At 44.7% G+C, this 18,563-nt stretch carries 17 protein-coding genes; 1 reads left to right on the forward strand and 16 read right to left on the reverse strand.

Annotated features, from left to right (window positions below):
• Positions 1 to 19: 19 nt before the first annotated feature.
• The 9 genes from B9L23_RS19125 to B9L23_RS19165 form a co-directional block, all read right to left on the reverse strand.
• Positions 20 to 463: a hypothetical protein gene (locus tag B9L23_RS19125; RefSeq protein WP_245842472.1), complete on the reverse strand. Its 444-nt coding sequence runs from the start codon at positions 461 to 463 to the stop codon at positions 20 to 22.
• 64 nt (positions 464 to 527) lie between these two features.
• Complete coding sequence (locus B9L23_RS19130) at positions 528 to 1,145, reverse strand: thymidine kinase (protein ID WP_089098261.1); 618 nt, start codon at positions 1,143 to 1,145, stop codon at positions 528 to 530.
• Positions 1,146 to 1,660: 515 nt separating this feature from the next.
• Entirely contained in the window at positions 1,661 to 1,861 is a 201-nt protein-coding gene (rpmE, locus tag B9L23_RS19135) for a 50S ribosomal protein L31 (RefSeq protein ID WP_081188488.1), read from the reverse strand.
• Positions 1,862 to 2,021: 160 nt separating this feature from the next.
• Positions 2,022 to 3,296 (reverse strand): transcription termination factor Rho, encoded by a 1,275-nt coding sequence (gene rho / locus B9L23_RS19140; RefSeq protein ID WP_015865333.1) that lies wholly within the window; start codon positions 3,294 to 3,296, stop codon positions 2,022 to 2,024.
• Between the two features lie 263 nt (positions 3,297 to 3,559).
• Positions 3,560 to 4,522 (reverse strand): class II fructose-bisphosphatase, encoded by a 963-nt coding sequence (gene glpX, locus B9L23_RS19145; RefSeq protein WP_062754452.1) that lies wholly within the window; start codon positions 4,520 to 4,522, stop codon positions 3,560 to 3,562.
• Positions 4,523 to 4,549: 27 nt separating this feature from the next.
• Positions 4,550 to 5,836 carry a UDP-N-acetylglucosamine 1-carboxyvinyltransferase gene (locus B9L23_RS19150; RefSeq protein WP_089098262.1) on the reverse strand — a complete coding sequence of 429 codons (1,287 nt, stop codon included), beginning with the start codon at positions 5,834 to 5,836 and terminating at the stop codon, positions 4,550 to 4,552.
• Positions 5,837 to 5,872: 36 nt separating this feature from the next.
• Positions 5,873 to 6,514, reverse strand: a complete 642-nt coding sequence (gene fsa / locus B9L23_RS19155) for a fructose-6-phosphate aldolase (RefSeq protein WP_015865336.1) — start codon at positions 6,512 to 6,514, stop codon at positions 5,873 to 5,875.
• Between the two features lie 106 nt (positions 6,515 to 6,620).
• Positions 6,621 to 7,484 (reverse strand): class II fructose-bisphosphate aldolase, encoded by an 864-nt coding sequence (locus B9L23_RS19160; protein WP_089098263.1) that lies wholly within the window; start codon positions 7,482 to 7,484, stop codon positions 6,621 to 6,623.
• 168 nt (positions 7,485 to 7,652) lie between these two features.
• On the reverse strand, positions 7,653 to 8,015 hold the full coding sequence (locus B9L23_RS19165) for a response regulator (protein WP_015865338.1): 363 nt from the start codon (positions 8,013 to 8,015) through the stop codon (positions 7,653 to 7,655).
• A gap of 148 nt (positions 8,016 to 8,163) precedes the next feature.
• On the opposite strand from B9L23_RS19165, the gene B9L23_RS19170 reads away from it, so the two are divergent.
• Positions 8,164 to 8,694 (forward strand): DUF2529 domain-containing protein, encoded by a 531-nt coding sequence (locus B9L23_RS19170; protein ID WP_089098264.1) that lies wholly within the window; start codon positions 8,164 to 8,166, stop codon positions 8,692 to 8,694.
• A 56-nt stretch (positions 8,695 to 8,750) separates the two neighbouring features.
• Here the strand turns inward: B9L23_RS19170 and B9L23_RS19175 are convergent, their stop codons facing one another.
• From B9L23_RS19175 to B9L23_RS19205, 7 genes are all read right to left on the reverse strand, one after another.
• Positions 8,751 to 10,346, reverse strand: a complete 1,596-nt coding sequence (locus B9L23_RS19175) for a CTP synthase (RefSeq protein WP_015865340.1) — start codon at positions 10,344 to 10,346, stop codon at positions 8,751 to 8,753.
• Positions 10,347 to 10,515: 169 nt separating this feature from the next.
• Complete coding sequence (gene rpoE / locus B9L23_RS19180) at positions 10,516 to 11,067, reverse strand: DNA-directed RNA polymerase subunit delta (RefSeq protein WP_216368281.1); 552 nt, start codon at positions 11,065 to 11,067, stop codon at positions 10,516 to 10,518.
• Between the two features lie 237 nt (positions 11,068 to 11,304).
• Positions 11,305 to 14,562, reverse strand: a complete 3,258-nt coding sequence (gene icmF / locus B9L23_RS19185; protein WP_081188496.1) for a fused isobutyryl-CoA mutase/GTPase IcmF — start codon at positions 14,560 to 14,562, stop codon at positions 11,305 to 11,307.
• A gap of 16 nt (positions 14,563 to 14,578) precedes the next feature.
• Positions 14,579 to 15,211 (reverse strand): TetR/AcrR family transcriptional regulator, encoded by a 633-nt coding sequence (locus B9L23_RS19190; protein ID WP_015865343.1) that lies wholly within the window; start codon positions 15,209 to 15,211, stop codon positions 14,579 to 14,581.
• 27 nt (positions 15,212 to 15,238) lie between these two features.
• Positions 15,239 to 16,378 (reverse strand): acyl-CoA dehydrogenase, encoded by a 1,140-nt coding sequence (locus tag B9L23_RS19195; RefSeq protein WP_062678150.1) that lies wholly within the window; start codon positions 16,376 to 16,378, stop codon positions 15,239 to 15,241.
• A 19-nt stretch (positions 16,379 to 16,397) separates the two neighbouring features.
• Complete coding sequence (locus tag B9L23_RS19200) at positions 16,398 to 17,537, reverse strand: acyl-CoA dehydrogenase (RefSeq protein WP_062678151.1); 1,140 nt, start codon at positions 17,535 to 17,537, stop codon at positions 16,398 to 16,400.
• A gap of 21 nt (positions 17,538 to 17,558) precedes the next feature.
• Complete coding sequence (locus tag B9L23_RS19205) at positions 17,559 to 18,410, reverse strand: 3-hydroxybutyryl-CoA dehydrogenase (RefSeq protein WP_081188500.1); 852 nt, start codon at positions 18,408 to 18,410, stop codon at positions 17,559 to 17,561.
• Between the last annotated feature and the right edge of the window lie 153 nt (positions 18,411 to 18,563).

The following is an 18,563-nucleotide window of genomic DNA, read 5'->3' on the forward strand; positions in this document are numbered from 1 at the left end:
CTTCTCAGAAGATGAATCCTTAATCTAAACGCACATAAATATCGTACGTCGGAATGGCTTTTGTGAGCAACTGATGAATCCGTTTCTGTTCTTTTTGCCGTTTTTCCTCTGACATCGAGGAAGGAACGTGAACAGTCACGTACATATTGTTTCCATTCATCCAAACAGACCCTAATTCATAATCGGTATATGTCTCGATGACTTGTACGGCTTTCCTAACATCGGCGCGATCATTTCCACTGTTGTCTGTGGTGTTGATGAAATTCGGATTTTGCCGTGTTTTTTCCGGGTCGTCAAAGTTGTTATATAAATAGCGGTCATAATCGCTTTTCGCTTTATCATCGGTCATTAGCTTCGTGCCATTTTTGTCTTCGCTTTGTTCGTGGTAAGAAGCATGATTTGGATTCATCGAACAAGCGGAAAGAACCATAGCAAAACCTAACAGCAGCAAGTTTCTCATCATTTGTCGCCTCCCTGCTGTTAGGTTTTCCCGCATTCATAAAAATATAGATGGCAGGATTCACCGGTTAACGGGCAAGGTGATTATTTGTTTGGCATTTTTTTGTTGGCTTATCAGGAACTTCGTGATGGTGGCGGCAGCGCGGCTCGTATGATTCGCTTGCCCCTACTAAAATAACGGGGTCATAGTAAGATGCAGGAACACCGTTAATGAGCCTCTGCGTCCGGCTTGCAGGGGAACCGCATACCGTGCAAACCGCTTGCAGTTTTGTGACTGATTCAGCAATCGCCATTAACGTTGGCACAGGTCCAAACGGTTCGCCGCGGAAGTCTTGATCCAACCCCGCAACGATCACTCGATAGCCGCGATCCGCTAACGTTTGAACGACTTCAATAATGTCATCGGGAAAAAATTGCACTTCGTCAATGGCAATGACGTCCGTTTTCTCGGAAATATGGTCAAAAATTTCTTTCGGCGAGGAAACAGGAATGGCGATCACCGAATTTCCATTATGCGACACAACTGCTTCTTTGCTATAACGATTATCAATGGTCGGTTTAAATACTTTCACTTCTTGTTTGGCAAATGTCGCGCGACGAACGCGGCGAATTAATTCTTCTGATTTTCCGGAAAACATGCTTCCGCAAATGACCTCAAGCCAGCCGGACTGCTTCATAATATACATGAAATGCCTCTCCCTTCGTTTTCGTCTGCCGGCGTATGTATGTTTTATTGTACCTTGTTTGCCCATAAAAAAACAGGCAAGAATCAGCCGCTTGCCTGTTTTTCATGGAATTCGTTAGGACGTGATAGACGCTTAAGCGCCCTCCGCTTTTCTTACTGTCTAGCTCCAGCGGCTAGCCTTCTTCTGCCAAATAACCTTCCCCCTTGGGGTGACAAGCACCCCTGCGGGTAAAGAACATTTGGCTTCGAAGGCTAATCGCGCCGCTTCCGCTTTTCTTATTGTCCAGCTCGGCTCGCAACCGCTCGGGGTCAAATAACCTTCTCCCTCAGGGTGCAAGCACCCCTACGGGCGAAGAACATTTGCCCTTCGCGGTTAAGCAGCTCGCCTTCGCTTTTCTTTATTGTCCAGCTCCGGGCGCTATCGGCTCGCGACGCTTCGGCCCCGCTGTGGCGGCGACAGCCTCCTCGCGGGTCCTCCAGCGCGTGTCGCCGATGAGCAAGCGCCCTCCGCTTTTCTTATTTCAAGCCGTATTTTTTGTTGAATTTATCAACACGTCCTGTAGCAGAAACAAATTTTTGACGTCCTGTAAAGAATGGATGACATTCGGAGCAAATTTCTACACGCAATTCATCTTTTACAGAACCGCTTTCAAATTCGTTTCCACATGCGCAACGTACGATTACTTTTTTGTACTCTGGATGAATTCCTGGTTTCATGATCTTCACTCCTTCCGCCCTGTATCATTTCGAAACAGAGTTTGTATATCATTATTTTTATCATATTTTGGCGTTTGTCAAAACACACATGGTAAAATTATAACAACTTTAATGTTCTTTTGCAACCAGTGATTTTTGCCGATTTCTTCCCTCGGTTCTATTAAATTCGCACGGCTCCATTACTTTTCCATTCTTCATCAAGCATCGCAAAAAATTCTTCGTTTGATTTTGTTTGACGGAGTTTGCTTAAGAACCGCTCAATAAAATCAGGGGAATCAGACATTGTTTTTCGAATCGCCCATAATTTTTCAAGATGCTCTTTCGGAATGAGCAACTCTTCTTTACGCGTACCTGAGCGACGAATATCGATGGCTGGGAAAATACGCCGCTCCGCCAGCGATCGGTCAAGATGGAGTTCCATATTTCCGGTGCCTTTAAATTCCTCGTATATAACATCATCCATACGCGAACCTGTATCAACAAGAGCAGTAGCTAAAATCGTTAGACTGCCGCCTTCTTCAATATTGCGGGCCGCTCCGAAAAACCGTTTCGGACGGTGGAACGCAGCCGGATCAATCCCCCCTGAAAGCGTGCGGCCGCTTGGCGGGATGACTAAGTTATAAGCGCGTGCTAAACGAGTGATGCTATCCATAAGAATAACGACATCTCGTTTATGTTCGACAAGACGCATCGCTCTTTCTAACACTAATTCCGCTACTTTAATATGATTTTCCGGCACTTCGTCAAACGTCGAGCTGACAACGTCACCATTGACCGACCGCTCGATGTCTGTTACTTCCTCTGGACGTTCGTCAATGAGGAGAACAATGAGTTCTACTTCTGGATGATTGGTCGTGATGCTGTTGGCGATTTCTTTTAATAACATCGTTTTTCCCGCTTTTGGAGGAGCTACAATCAATCCGCGCTGCCCGAATCCGACCGGGGCAATTAAGTCGATAATTCTCGTTGATAGCTTGTCCGGGGTTGTTTCTAATTTCATTTGTCGATTTGGGTATAAAGGTGTTAATGCCGGGAAGTGCACGCGTTCCTTTGCGACTTCTGGGTCTTCGCCATTGACTGCTTCGACATGAAGCAATCCGAAATAGCGTTCATTTTCTTTTGGAGGACGCACTTTTCCAGACACTTTATCCCCGTTTCGCAAATCAAATCGGCGAATTTGTGACGCGGAAATATAAATATCTTCGGAGCTTGGGGAATAGTTGATCGGACGTAAAAAGCCGAATCCTTCTGATTGAATGATTTCAAGCACGCCCTCCATAAAAAACAATCCATCTTGTTCCGCACGCGCTTTCAAAATGGCAAAAATAAGCTCTTTTTTTGTTAGCTTACTGTAATAAGAAATTTTATATTGGCGAGCAAGCTCATAGAGCTCTTTCAGTTTCATATTTTCTAATGTAGAAAGTGTTAACTCCATTTCGACACCACACTTTTGCAATTTTTCATGTTCTTCCATACTCACTCCAAACCTTCAATTTATTATGAATTTTAAAACGGATGGGATGAAAAGAAGGCGATGAAGGCTGAAAATGAAGTAGAAATGGCAGAGCTTATTTTATGCACACGCAGCATGACTATTTTACCCTTTTTATCGTTTTTTAATCAACAGTTTTTTATTTCGTGATATAAAATAAGCAAGGGCGACAGGTTGAACCTTTTTCGCCCCGCTGGCATTCGCTTTTACTTGATGACTAAATTTGGTTTTTTCTTCAAGCTGTGCCGCCCTTCAATAAAACGAACGGTTCCTGATTTCGCGCGCATCACAACGGAGTGAGTTTCGCCATATGCACCTTTAAATTGAACGCCTCGCAACAATTCCCCATCTGTTACGCCAGTTGCGGCAAAAATAGCGTCGTCGCCTTTCACCAAATCTTCCATGCGAAGCACTTTCGTTACATCAATCCCCATTTTTTTGCATCGTTCTACTTCCTGTTCATTTTGCGGCAATAATTTTCCTTGAATTTCTCCTCCCAAACATTTCAGCGCTACCGCAGCCAATACTCCTTCCGGCGCCCCGCCAGAACCGAACAAAATATCTACACCTGTATGGTCAAATGCGGTATTAATCGCAGCGGCAACATCGCCGTCATTGATCAGCTTAATGCGCGCTCCCGCTTCTCTTAGCTCAGCGATGAGCCGTTCATGGCGCGGTCTGTTTAATACGACGGCAACGACATCTTCAATATCTTTGTTTTTCGCTTTTGCAACCGCTTTTAAATTATCAATCACCGGTGCTTCAATATCAATCATTCCGACCGCTTCAGGACCGACGGCGATTTTATCCATGTACATGTCAGGAGCGTGAAGCAAATTGCCATGGTCCGCCACCGCAACGACCGCTAATGCGTTCCAACCGCCGGAAGCAACGATATTTGTTCCTTCTAGCGGATCTACTGCAACATCCACACGAGGTCCATAGCCGTTGCCGAGCTTTTCTCCGATATATAACATCGGTGCTTCGTCCATTTCTCCTTCACCGATGACGACCGTTCCCTTCATCGGAACGGTATCAAATACATTGCGCATGGCCGTTGTTGCTGCTTCGTCTGCCTCGTTCTTTTTGCCTCGCCCCATCCATCTGGCGGCGGCGAGAGCAGCTGCTTCCGTGACACGAACAAGTTCCATTGTTAAACTTCTTTCCATCGGAACTTCCCCCTTCCCCTTTGTCGCTTACGCATTTTTGACTTGTTCAATCTCTTCATCCGTCATTTTTTCTCGCCAAATCGTTGCGCCTATGTTGGTTAACTTTTCGACAAGATTGCTATATCCGCGGTCAATATGTTCTACTCCCGCAATTTCCGTAAGCCCTTCTGCCATTAAACCTGCAACCACAAGCGCCGCGCCTGCGCGTAAATCACTCGCTTTCACTTTTGCGCCTTGCAGCCGAACCGGACCGGTAATAATGGCGGAACAGCCTTCCACCTTTATGTTCGCATTCATTCTACGGAGCTCATCGACATGCTTAAAGCGGGCTCTATAAATCGTATCAGTCACAATGCTTGTCCCTTGCGCTTTTGTTAAAAGCGCTGTAAACGGTTGCTGTAAATCGGTTGGAAAACCAGGATAAACAAGCGTTTTCACATCTACTGCTTTTAAAGCTGGTACACTAGAAACAAGGATTTGATCGTCGCTCGTTTCCACATGCACGCCCATTTCGCGTAATTTTGCGGTCAATGATTCAACGTGCTGAGGAATAACGTTATCGACGATTACTTCCTTCCCCATCGCTGCCGCAGCAATCATATATGTACCAGCCTCAATGCGGTCCGGAATAATCGAATGACGACATCCTGATAATTTCTCAACACCGTCGATGCGAATGACATCGGTTCCGGCGCCTTTAATTTTTGCTCCCATGTTGGAAAGCAATGTCGCCACATCAATAATTTCCGGCTCTTTTGCAGCGTTTTCAATAATCGTCCGGCCTTTGGCGCGCACCGCGGCCAACATGATGTTAATCGTTGCCCCTACGCTTACCACATCTAAAAAAATACGGGCACCTCGCAATTCCTCCGCGCGCAAATAAATCGCACCTTGCTCGTTCGTTACTTTCGCTCCTAGCGCCTCAAAGCCTTTAATATGCTGGTCAATCGGGCGCGGACCTAGATGGCAGCCTCCTGGCAGCCCGACAACCGCTTTTTTAAAACGACCAAGCATTGCTCCCATTAAATAATACGAAGCACGCAATTTTTTTACTTTTCCATTCGGCAGCGGCATCGGTACCATATTGGTCGGATCGATGACCGCTTTTTTGCCATCGAAATGGAACGTTCCGCCAATCTCTTTAATTAAGTCGCCTAAAATTCGCACATCAGAAATGTCCGGCAATCCTTCGATTGTAACCGGTGAATCAGCGAGAATCGTAGCAGGGATGAGGGCAACGGCGCTATTTTTTGCGCCGCTTACCTTGATCGTTCCCTGCAGCGGATCACCGCCGATAATTTTGATTTTTTCCATTATAGTCTCCCTTCTTTTTTAACGAGAAGTTGACTTCTATTTTTGCCGATTCCAATCTGCTAAAAACTTTTCAATTCCTTGATCCGTCAACGGATGGTTAAACAATTGCATTAATACTTTGTACGGAACAGTAGCGATATGCGCTCCTCTTAGTGCAGCTTCCGTTACATGAAGCGGATGACGAATGGAGGCAGCGATAATTTCTGTATCGATTCCGTGGATATTAAAAATGTCGGCGATGGTGGAAATGAGTTCAAAACCGTTATGACCGATATCGTCTAGACGACCAAGAAATGGAGACACGTATGTTGCTCCGGCACGTGCTGCTAATAGTGCTTGGTTTGCTGTAAAAATTAATGTAACGTTCGTTTTAATCCCTTTTTCGCTAAATACCTTTACCGCTTTAAGCCCTTCTTTTGTCATCGGCACTTTAATCGTAATGTTCGGGGCAATTTTTGCTAGTTCTTCGCCTTCTTCGATCATTCCTTCTGCATCCGTGGAAATCACTTCCGCGCTAACCGACCCAGAAACAATGGACGTAATTTCGCGAAGACGATCATGGAATGGGACATTTTCTTTCGCAACAAGACTAGGGTTTGTCGTCACACCGGCTAAAATCCCAAGCTCATTCGCTTTTTTAATTTCTTCTAAATTTGCCGTATCGATGAAAAATTTCATGGCGATATCCTCCCTTATCATTGATGGGGCAAGAAAAGGAAACCGCGATAACGTCACAACGTTCGTTGTTCCGTTAAGCGGTTTTTCCTTTTTACCAATGAAAATGTTATTGGACTGCTTTTCCGGAAGAACCAAACTCGCGGATTTTCCCGATTACTGTCGCTTTAATCGCATCGCGGCCAGGACCGATAATTTTGCGAGGGTCATATACTTTTTCGTCTTTCGCTAACAATTCGCGGACGACTTTTGTAAAGGCCATTTGGTTTTCTGTATTGACGTTAATTTTGGATGTACCGAGAGAAATGGCACGTTGAATTTGTTCTGTTGGGATGCCTGTACCACCGTGAAGCACGAGCGGAATGCCAGTTAGATCACGAATTTGTTCCATTTCCGCAAAGCCTAATTTTGGCTCCCCTTTGTACGGACCGTGCACAGAACCTAATGCAGGAGCCAAGCAGTCAATTCCCGTCCGTTTGACTAATTCTTCACATTCTTTCGGATCCGCATAAATAATGTCTTTCCCAATAACATCATCTTCTTGGCCGCCGACCGTACCTAATTCTGCTTCTACCGATACACCGCGTGCATGAGCATATTCCACCACTTGAGAGGTGATTTTGACGTTTTCTTCAAATGGATGATGGGAGGCGTCAATCATGACAGAAGTAAAACCGGCATCGATTGCTTCTTTACATTTTTCGAAGCTAGAACCATGGTCAAGATGAATCGCTACCGGAACGGTAATATTCATATCTTCCATTAATCCTTTAACCATATTTACTACCGTTTTAAAACCGCTCATATAACGCGCCGCGCCTTCAGACACTCCGAGAATCACCGGTGACTTTTCTTCTTCTGCCGCGGCTAAAATCGCCTGCGTCCATTCTAAGTTATTAATGTTGAATTGACCGACAGCGTATTTCTCTTTCAACGCTTTATTAAGCATTTCTTTCATGGATACTAAAGGCATAGTAAAATCCTCCTTATGCTTTAACGTCTTCGCCTTTCTTCAATATAGCTATGCGTCATTCCAACGGGGGATATGTATGAAAGGCGTCAATAGTCTTACGTTAATAAGCATACCAACTTATAAACAAAACAGCAACATTGTAACTTAGAGCAAACTATGACAACTTTCTTACGAAACTAAATGCTTTTTTACTGCCTCGCGCAAATCATCGATATCAAACGGTTTCGCAAAATGCATAATCGCGCCTAATTCTTTTGTTTCCTGAATCATGTCGAGCTCTCCGTAAGCAGTCATAATAATCACTTTAATATCTGGATCAATTTCTTTTAATCGCTTTAATATTTCAATTCCATCCATTCCAGGAATTTTCATATCTAATAACACTAAATCGGGTTGATGTTTGCGGACAATTTCCAGTGCTTGTATGCCATTAGCGGCTTGATATGTCGTATATCCTTCTCTTTGAAACACTTCATTTAACAAAATGCGAATCCCGTATTGATCATCAACAATTAAAATTTTACTTCCCATCGCTATTATGCACCTCAATTCTTTGTTTTTCTTCCATGTTATTAGTTTCGCATCGTTCAGTTATTTTCCTGCCAAATTTTTTGCATTTGGATAAATTCCAATTAGCAAATCATTTTATTATATAATAGCAACGAAAGGAGGACGAACAGTGAAAATTTTTACGACTCAAATGATCGGTTATTTGAAAAAAATTGCCGAAGAAGAAGAAATGGCATTCGAGGATGGAGCGCGTCTGCTCGCACAGGCGATCATCGGAGACGGGCGCATTTTGCTTCACGGATTTCACGAAATGGAAGCCGTTGTCATCGAGGCTCTCTGCGGACAAGATAAACTTCCAAAAGCGGTACGCTTAATGGAAAATGGCCATCTTCGCAATGATATCGATGAAACGGATCGCGTTTTATTGATTGCGCGATTTTCCAATGATAAAGACGCCATCAGTCTTGCCGAACGATTAAAAGAACAAGGTCTTGAAATTGCCGCCATTTCCGCTGTGGTCAAAGACGAGCAACCGTCACTAGTTGACATTGTCGATGTCCATATCGATAGCAAATTGCTAAAGCCGATCGTTCCGAAAGACGACGGCAGCCGCATTGGCTTCCCGACGGTCATTACAGCCTCGTTTGCATACTATTGTCTGTTGCTTACCATTTATGACATTTTAGAAGAATACGAGTAAATAATAAAGGACTATCTAACCTATGCGGAAGATAGTCCTTTTTTGTGCAACCACAGTTATTGTTTTAATGATGCTTTAATAAAATCACGGAACAATGGCTGCGGTCTTGTCGGCCGTGATGTAAATTCCGGATGGAATTGGGCAGCGACGAACCAAGGATGATCTTTTAGCTCAATAATTTCGACGAGACGGCCGTCCGGACTTGTACCGGAAAAGACGAATCCGTACTGTTCCATTATTTGACGATATTGATTGTTGAACTCATAACGATGGCGATGGCGTTCATAAATAACTTCATCTTGATATGCTTCGTAGGCAAGCGTTCCTTCTGACAATTTGCAAGGATAAAGACCTAGTCGAAGCGTTCCGCCTAAATCTTCTATATCCTTTTGTTCCGGCAATAAATCGATAATTGGATGAGGTGTATTCGGGTCAAATTCAGCGGAATGAGCTTCTTTCAGCCCCACTACATTGCGGGCAAACTCAATCGAAGCAAGCTGCATTCCGAGACAAATTCCGAGGAATGGAACTTTCTGCTCGCGCGCGTAACGAATCGCTTCAATTTTCCCTTCAATGCCGCGGTCGCCAAATCCGCCTGGCACGAGAATGCCGTCCGCATCGCTCAATAAGTCGGCTGCGTTTTCCTTATTTACATGCTCGGAGTTAATCCATTTAATATCAATATCGGTGTCAAACGCATATCCGGCATGACGCAACGCTTCTACTACAGAAATGTACGCATCTTGCAATTCCACGTATTTTCCGACAAGCGCGATTTTCGTTGTCCGTGACAAATTGCGCACTTTTTCGACAAGCGCCTTCCATTCCGTCATGTCTGCTTCTTTACAGTCTAACTTCAAATGTTCACAAACGATTTGGTCTAATTTTTGCTCTTGTAGCATAAGCGGAACGGCGTATAAAGTATCCGCATCGCGCGCTTCAATGACCGCTTTCGGATCAATATCACAAAATAGTGCAATTTTCTCTTTCATATCTTGAGAAATTGGCATCTCGGTGCGAACGACGATGATGTTTGGTTGAATGCCAAGGCTCCGTAGTTCTTTTACGCTATGTTGGGTTGGTTTTGTTTTCATTTCGCCAGCCGCTTTAATATATGGAACAAGCGTACAATGAATGTACATTACATTGTCGCGGCCAACGTCGCTTTTGATTTGGCGAATCGCTTCTAAAAATGGCAACGACTCAATATCGCCGACCGTTCCGCCAATTTCCGTAATGACAACATCCGCATTGGTTTCTTGACCGGCCCGAAATACTCGTTCTTTAATTTCGTTCGTAATGTGCGGAATAACTTGCACCGTTCCTCCTAAATAATCCCCACGGCGCTCTTTTTTGATCACAGCGGAATAAATTTTTCCCGTTGTTACGTTGCTATATTTATTTAAGTTAATATCAATAAAGCGCTCGTAGTGTCCTAAATCGAGGTCCGTTTCTGCGCCATCGTCGGTAACGAACACTTCTCCATGTTGATACGGACTCATCGTTCCCGGGTCTACATTGATATATGGGTCAAACTTTTGAATCGTTACGTTCAAGCCGCGATTTTTTAATAACCGGCCTAACGACGCCGCCGTAATCCCTTTTCCTAACGATGATACGACACCGCCGGTAACAAAAATATATTTTGTCATATTGCGTTCCCCCCTGCCGAAATATATATAACAGTTTAAGTGTGTGCCAAATACAAAAATAAAAAACGCTCCGCTTACGTATATGTAAGGGAGCGATATATTTGTACTGTCTGTTTTTAAGAGCCCAGATAAGATTTTACATAGTTCCATGGATAAAGTCAAGAGAATATTACTCGTCTTCTTCCGGGACGTCTATATCTAAATCTTCGTCCAGTTCGTCATCCCCTAAGTCAAATTCATCGTCATCAAGAAGTTCGTCATCAAACGCCTCGTCGTCGTCGAGATCAAATTCGTCATCATCGAGAAGCTCGTCTTCACCAAGATCAAGCTCGTCTTCATCATATTCGTCAAGATCATCATAATCGATATCTTCATCATCGATAATATCATCGTAATCCTCATAATCATCAAGGGCTTTTTTCTTCTTCTTCGGCTTGGCGATCATTACCGTTTCATCTTCTGTTTGATCAAACGGATACCAAACGCGCAGACCCCAGACATTTTCTCCAACACAAATAAAACGACCGTCAATATTTAAATCTGTATAATATTGAGCAAGCCGCTGTTTTACTTCTTGCTCCGATAAACCAATTAGCGCAGCAACTTCATTCACAAGCTGTTGGAACGATAACGCTTCCCTTTTTTCAGATAAAACGAGACTAGCGAGTTCCACAAACGACATTTCTCGCAATTCCTCTTGAGAGTATTGCTGCAAACTCAAATTCGGCACTCCCTTTCCTATGTAAACTGACGATGAATGCGATTCGAATACATACCATTCATTATAAACAAATTCTCGTTGTTTATGCTAGATGTTTACTGAAAAAAATGCGAATTTCCTCATAAAATTGTTTTGACGATCGTAGAAAGCTTGTTTTGCATCGAAATTGTAGATCATAACCCATATTTTTTATGCCATGAAAAAAGGAAATCGGCAAGCGATTTCCTTTTTTCAACGTTACATATTGCGGCGATATTGACCGCCAACTTCATAGAGAGCGCGCGTAATTTGTCCAAGGCTTGCGACCTTTACGGTTTCCATTAGCTCTTCGAAAATATTGCCGCCGCTAATCGCGACTTGTTTGAGACGCTCTAGCGCTGCATCTACTTTATCTTTATTTCTCTCTTGGAATTCACGCAAGTTCTTAATTTGCAATTCTTTTTCTTCATATGTCGCGCGCGCTAGCTGTATATTGTTCAGCTCTTCTTCAGACGGCGGGTTCGGGTTGAGATATGTGTTTACTCCAATAATCGGAAGCTCGCCGCTATGTTTTTTCATTTCATAATACATCGATTCGTCTTGAATTTTTCCGCGCTGATATTGCATTTCCATCGCGCCTAACACGCCGCCGCGGTCGTTGAGGCGCTCAAACTCTTTTAACACTGCTTCTTCGACTAAATCGGTAAGTTCTTCAATAATGAAAGAGCCTTGAAGCGGGTTTTCGTTTTTCGCGAGACCAAATTCTTTCGTAATGATCAGCTGAATCGCCATTGCTCGGCGGACCGACTCTTCGGTCGGTGTTGTGATCGCTTCATCATAGGCATTGGTGTGCAGCGAGTTGCAGTTATCATAAATCGCTATTAACGCTTGCAATGTCGTGCGGATATCATTAAAATCAATCTCTTGCGCATGAAGCGACCGGCCTGATGTTTGAATATGATATTTCAGCTTTTGACTGCGTTCGTTTGCTCCATATTTTTCCCGCATGGCGATCGCCCAAATGCGGCGCGCCACCCGGCCGATAACCGAATATTCCGGATCTAAGCCGTTGCTGAAGAAGAACGAAAGGTTTGGCGCGAAATCATCAATTTTCATGCCGCGGCTTAAATAATATTCGACGTACGTAAAGCCGTTGGCAAGCGTAAATGCAAGCTGTGTAATCGGATTTGCTCCTGCTTCGGCGATATGATATCCCGATATCGAAACAGAGTAATAGTTGCGAACTTTATTTTTAATAAAGTATTCTTGAATGTCGCCCATCATTCTTAAGGCGAAATCGGTGGAGAAAATACACGTATTTTGTCCTTGGTCTTCTTTTAAAATATCAGCTTGCACCGTACCGCGCACCGTTTGCAGCGTATATGCTTTTACTTCTTCGTACTCTTCTTTCGTAAGCGGGCGGCCTAGCTCTTTTTCCCGCTTTTCGACTTGCTGGTCAATTGCCGTATTCATAAACATCGCTAAAATAATCGGTGCTGGACCGTTGATTGTCATCGATACGGACGTTAGCGGGTCGCATAAGTCAAAGCCTTTATATAATTTTTTCATGTCATCGAGCGTACAGACGCTGACGCCGCTTTCCCCAATTTTCCCGAAAATGTCTGGCCGGTAATCTGGGTCTTCACCGTAAAGCGTTACCGAGTCAAACGCGGTGCTTAGGCGCTTCGCTTTATCTTCTTTACATAAATAATGGAAGCGACGGTTCGTCCGTTCTGGCGTTCCTTCCCCGGCAAACTGCCGTTTCGGATCTTCTCCCTGCCGTTTAAATGGAAAGACGCCTGCTGTATATGGGAACGAACCCGGAACGTTTTCTTTATACACCCAGCGCAAAATTTCGCCATAGTCTTTGAATTTCGGCAGCGCCACTTTTGGAATATCTAATCCTGATAAACTTTTGGTCGTTAAGTCCGTTACGATTTCTTTATCGCGAACTTTAGTCACGAATTGTTTTGCGGAGTATTTTGCCTTCAAGTCTTCCCATGAATCAAGAATTCGTTTTGATTCCGGCGTTAGTTCGTTTTCGTAATGTTGTTTGAGCGTCTCTAAAGACGCGATGACGTCTTCGCTTTCACCGCGCTCTTTTGCCGCTTCAATCGCTCCTTCGATTTGGAATAAGCGGCGCGCGATTTCTACTTGCCGTTCGACGCGTTTATGATAGTTGCGAACGGTTTCGGTAATTTCGCGCAAATAGTAGCGGCGTTCGCTCGGAATAATGACGTTATGTTTTTCGACATTCGATACGGTTTTTAAGCTTGTTTTCCAATTGGTTCCTGCTTTTTGATTAATGAGGTCAACAAGCGCCACAAATAGCGTATTCGTTCCCGGGTCGTTAAATTGACTCGCAATCGTGCCATATACCGGCATTTCGGAAAGGTCTTTATCAAATAATTGATGGCTGCGCTGATATTGTTTTTGCACTTGACGCTTCGCATCTTCGGAACCTTTTCGTTCAAATTTGTTAATGACGATTAAATCCGCATAATCAATCATATCGATTTTTTCAAGCTGTGTTGGCGCTCCGAATTCACTTGTCATCACATACATCGAAATATCACATACTTCGGTAATCGCCGCGTCACCTTGGCCGATCCCGCTCGTTTCGACGATAATTAAATCAAACCCTGCCGCTTTGACGACCGAGATGGCATCTTTAATCGCAAGCGACAATTCGGAACGGGAATTTCGCGTCGCTAAACTGCGCATATACACGCGCGGTGTGTTGATCGAATTCATGCGAATGCGGTCACCTAAAAGCGCGCCGCCTGTTTTTTGTTTCGTCGGGTCAATCGATAAAATCGCGATTTTAATATCTGGTATTTCGTTTAAGAAACGGCGGACAAGCTCATCGGTAAGCGAACTCTTTCCCGATCCGCCTGTACCGGTAATTCCGATAACTGGCACCGGTTTCGTCAGCTCTTTTACTTTTTCCATCACTGTTTCCATCGCCGCAGCTGCTTCATTCGTCACATCAACACGGTTTTCACATAGCGTGATCAAACGAGCGATCGCCTGAACGTCCCCTTTTGGCAGCCGCTCTAATTCATCGGTAATTTCTGTTACAGTCGGAAAATCACATTCTTCGAGCATGAGGTTAATCATGCCTTGCAATCCGAGCTTGCGGCCATCTTCCGGCGAAAAGATACGCGCAATTCCGTATTCGTGCAACTCTTTTATTTCCCTTGGAATAATGACGCCGCCGCCACCGCCGTAAATGCGGATGTGGGAAGCGCCACGTTCTTGAAGCAGGTCATACATATATTTGAAAAATTCCATATGTCCGCCTTGATAGGAAGATACCGCAATTCCTTGCACATCTTCTTGAATAGCGGCGTTCACAATTTCATTAGCGGAACGGTTATGTCCTAAATGAATCACTTCCGCGCCACTTGCTTGTAAAATGCGGCGCATGATGTTAATCGATGCGTCATGTCCGTCAAATAAGCTAGAAGCTGTCACAAAACGAACATGATGCTTTGGACGGTAAATATGTGCCATCCTTTCTCCCCCTTTGTCATGATGACCGTTTCTCCATAATTCCCTTTAGCAATAATTCCGTTTGCAATGCAATGTATTCATCGAGCGTATACATTTTTTGCAGCGCCCATCGGCGGAACGCCCACATTTGCCCTAGAACAAAGATGTTATGGGCGAACAATTTAATTTCTTGTTCTGTTAACTGAAATACCCCATTGTCGACACACGTCTGCAAAATTTTTTCAAACATCGCGACCATTTGTATTTCCTTATTGAGCACATATGGCAGCGATTCTTTACTAAGCGATTTTGCTTCTTGATACATTACAAGCACTTCGTCTTGCAAATCATCGATGACTTTAAAATAACGGGCAATTGCTAATTTAAAGCTTTCCAATGTCCCGTGATGGGTGTCGATATCTTTTTCCATCCGTTCGCGCACTTCGTCATATATACGGTCACAGACAAGGTATAAAACATCTTCTTTTTGGCGAATGTATTCATAAAGCGTTCCAATGCTAAACCCCGAGGCTTTCGCGATCTCTCTCGTTGTCGTGCGGTGAAATCCTTTTTGTTTAAACAAGGCAATGGCCCCTTTAATCATTTGATTACGGCGTTTTTTCACCAGTTTTTCATCTTTTACGGACGCTATCACTTCCCGTTTTTTCATATGCATCACCTGTATGCCGCGGAATGCTTATCTTGTAAGCATCCGCGAAATAACGAGACGTTGAATTTCTTGCGTTCCTTCATAAATTTGTGTAATTTTTGCGTCGCGCATAAACCGTTCGACTGGATAATCTTTCGTATAGCCGTAGCCTCCGAAAATTTGCACGGCATCGACCGTTACTTTCATCGCTGTATCGCCGGCAAACAATTTCGCCATCGCCGATGCTTTGCCGTACGGAAGACCGTTTGTTTCGAGCCATGCCGCTTGATACGTAAGCAGGCGCGCCGCTTCGATGGCGGTCGCCATATCAGCAAGTTTAAAAGCAACTCCTTGCTGTTCAGCGATCGGTTTGCCAAATTGCACCCGTTGTTTTGCATATTCAATCGCTGCGTCTAAGGCTCCTTGCGCGATACCGACCGCTTGTGCAGCGATTCCATTTCGGCCGCCGTCAAGCGTCATCATCGCGATTTTAAATCCTTCCCCTTCTTGCCCGAGAAGGTTTTCTTTCGGAATGCGGCAATCTTCAAAAATAAGCTCGGTTGTCGGCGATGAACGAATGCCGAGTTTTTTCTCTTTTTTCCCGATCGAAAAGCCTGGTGTGCCTTTTTCAACGATAAAGGCGCTGATTCCTTTATGGCGCTTTTCTGGATCGGTTACGGCGAACACCACGTAAATTTCCGCTTCGCCGCCGTTGGTGATCCATACTTTCGAGCCGTTTAGCACGTAATAGTCGCCATCTCTTACAGCTCTCGTTTTCATGGAGGCGACGTCCGAACCGGCACCTGGTTCCGAAAGGCCATATGCGCCAAGTTTTTCACCTGTCGCAAGCGCGCGCAAATATTTTTGCTTTTGCTCTTCTGTGCCGAATTTGTAAATCGGCCAGCTTGCGAGTGAAATGTGCGCAGACAACGTTACCCCGGTAGACGCGCATACTCTCGATAGCTCCTCTACTGCGATGACATACGCTAAATAATCGCTGCCGATACCGCCGTACTCTTCCGGCCATGGAATTCCGGTAAGGCCTAATTCAGCCATTTTATTAAAAATTTCGCGGTCAAATCGTTCTTCTTCATCCCGTTCGGCTGCAGTCGGTGCTACTTCTTTTTCAGCAAATTCGCGCACCATTTTTCGTATCATTTCATGCTCTTCACTTAACTGAAAGTTCATAATCCCGATCCCCCATTTATTATTGATATAAATATTTGCTAATGACTAGACGTTGAATTTCGCTTGTTCCTTCGTAAATTTCACAAATTTTTGCATCGCGGAACAACCGCTCGACCGGATAATCTTTCGTATAGCCATTGCCACCGAAAATTTGCACCGCTTCAATGGCGTTTTCCATCGCCGTTCTGGAGGCAAACAATTTCGCCATCGATGCTTCTTTTCCGCATGGGAGGCCTTGCGCGCGCAAAAACGCGGCATGATAGACAAGCAGTTTCGCCGCTTCGACCGCTGTCGCCATATCGGCAAGCTTAAAAGCAACACCTTGCTGTTCGGCGATTGGTTTGCCAAACTGGATGCGTTCTTTCGCATAAGCGGTCGCATGTTCGAGCGCCGCTTCGGCAATGCCTAGCGATTGCGCGGCGATGCCAATGCGTCCGACATCGAGGTTGGCCATTGCGATTTTAAAGCCTTGCCCTTCTTCGCCAAGCAAGTTTTCTGCCGGCACTTTCGCGTCTTCCAGCGTAATTTGCACCGTCCGTGAACCATGAAGCCCCATTTTTTTCTCGTCTTTGCCGATGATAAATCCCGGCGTATCTTTTTCGACGATAAAGGCGGAAATGCCGCGGCTTCCTTTTTCATTCGGATCGGTGCGGGCAAATACGATATACGTATCCGCCTCCCCGCCGTTGGTGATAAAAATTTTCGAGCCGTTTAAAATGTAGTAGTCTCCTTGGCGGACCGCTTTCGTTTTTAAACTTTTCGCATCCGATCCGGCGCCCGGTTCAGTAAGGCAAAAAGCGCCTAAATATTCGCCGCTGGCTAATTTTGGAACGTATTTTTTCTTCTGCTCTTCCGTTCCAAAGTATAAAATCGGATTGGTGCCGACCGACGTATGCACCGATAAAATGACACCAACTGTAGCGCTAACTTTCGAAATTTCATGGATGGCGATAATGTAGGAAATAAAGTCCATTCCCGCACCGCCGTACTCTTCAGGAACGGTAATTCCCATCAAACCGAGTTCGGCCATTTTGTTTAAAATCGGGCGCGGAAATTCGCCTTGTTCCATACGTTCAACAAATGGAGCGATTTCCGTTTGCGCAAATTCTTGCACCATCTTCCGCATCATTTCTTGCTCTTCTGTAAAGTGTAAATTCATGTATGCCACCTTCTTTGCTGATTAATCGTACGTGTAAAAACCTCTGCCTGTTTTGCGGCCAAGCCAGCCGGCTTTCACATATTTGCGCAATAACGGGCATGGGCGGTATTTATCATCGCCAAATCCTTCATGAAGTGTTTCCATAATGTATAAGCACGTGTCCAGCCCGATAAAATCCGCTAATGTCAACGGTCCCATCGGATGGTTCATGCCAAGCTTCATTACTTCATCAATCGCTTCTTTTGTCGCGACCCCTTCATATAACGCGTAAATCGCTTCGTTAATCATCGGCATGAGCACGCGGTTCGAGATAAAGCCTGGGAAGTCATTGACTTCCACCGGAACTTTGTTCAGCTTGCGCGTAATCGCTTCAATCGTTTCATATACTTCATCGGCGGTAGCCAATCCGCGGATAATTTCTACAAGTTTCATTACAGGAACCGGATTCATAAAGTGCATGCCAATCACTTTTTCCGGCCGCTTCGTCGCCGATGCGATTTCCGTAATTGGCAGCGAAGACGTGTTTGTCGCCAAAATCGTGTGCGGCGGAGCAATTTCATCAAGCTGGGCAAACAACTTTGTTTTAACATCCATGTTTTCGACGACCGCTTCAATGACTAAATCGGCTTTCGCGGCGTTTTGCAAATCGGTTGAAGGAGTAAGCCGCGACAATGTCGCCTCTTTTTCCTCTTCTGTCAATTTTCCTTTTTCGACTTGGCGTGACAGCAATTTTTCGATATTCGCCAATCCTTTGTCGAGCTGTTGTTGGCTAATATCATGCAAGAAAACGTCGTATCCTGCCATCGCGCACACTTGCGCAATGCCAGATCCCATTTGTCCTGCACCGATAACCATAATCGTTTTGACGTCCATTGTTCCACATCCCCTATCCTTAGTCATTTCTAAGTGAAGTACAGTTTGTCTGATGGAATATCGAGACCATTGCTTTTTCTTATTGTCTAGCTCCAGAGGCTAGCTCCCTTGTGCGAAATAACCTTCGCTTGAAGTGCAAGCACTTCCGCGCGC

This window comes from Parageobacillus galactosidasius (genome assembly GCF_002217735.1).
In the GTDB taxonomy this organism is placed as follows: domain Bacteria; phylum Bacillota; class Bacilli; order Bacillales; family Anoxybacillaceae; genus Parageobacillus_B; species Parageobacillus_B toebii.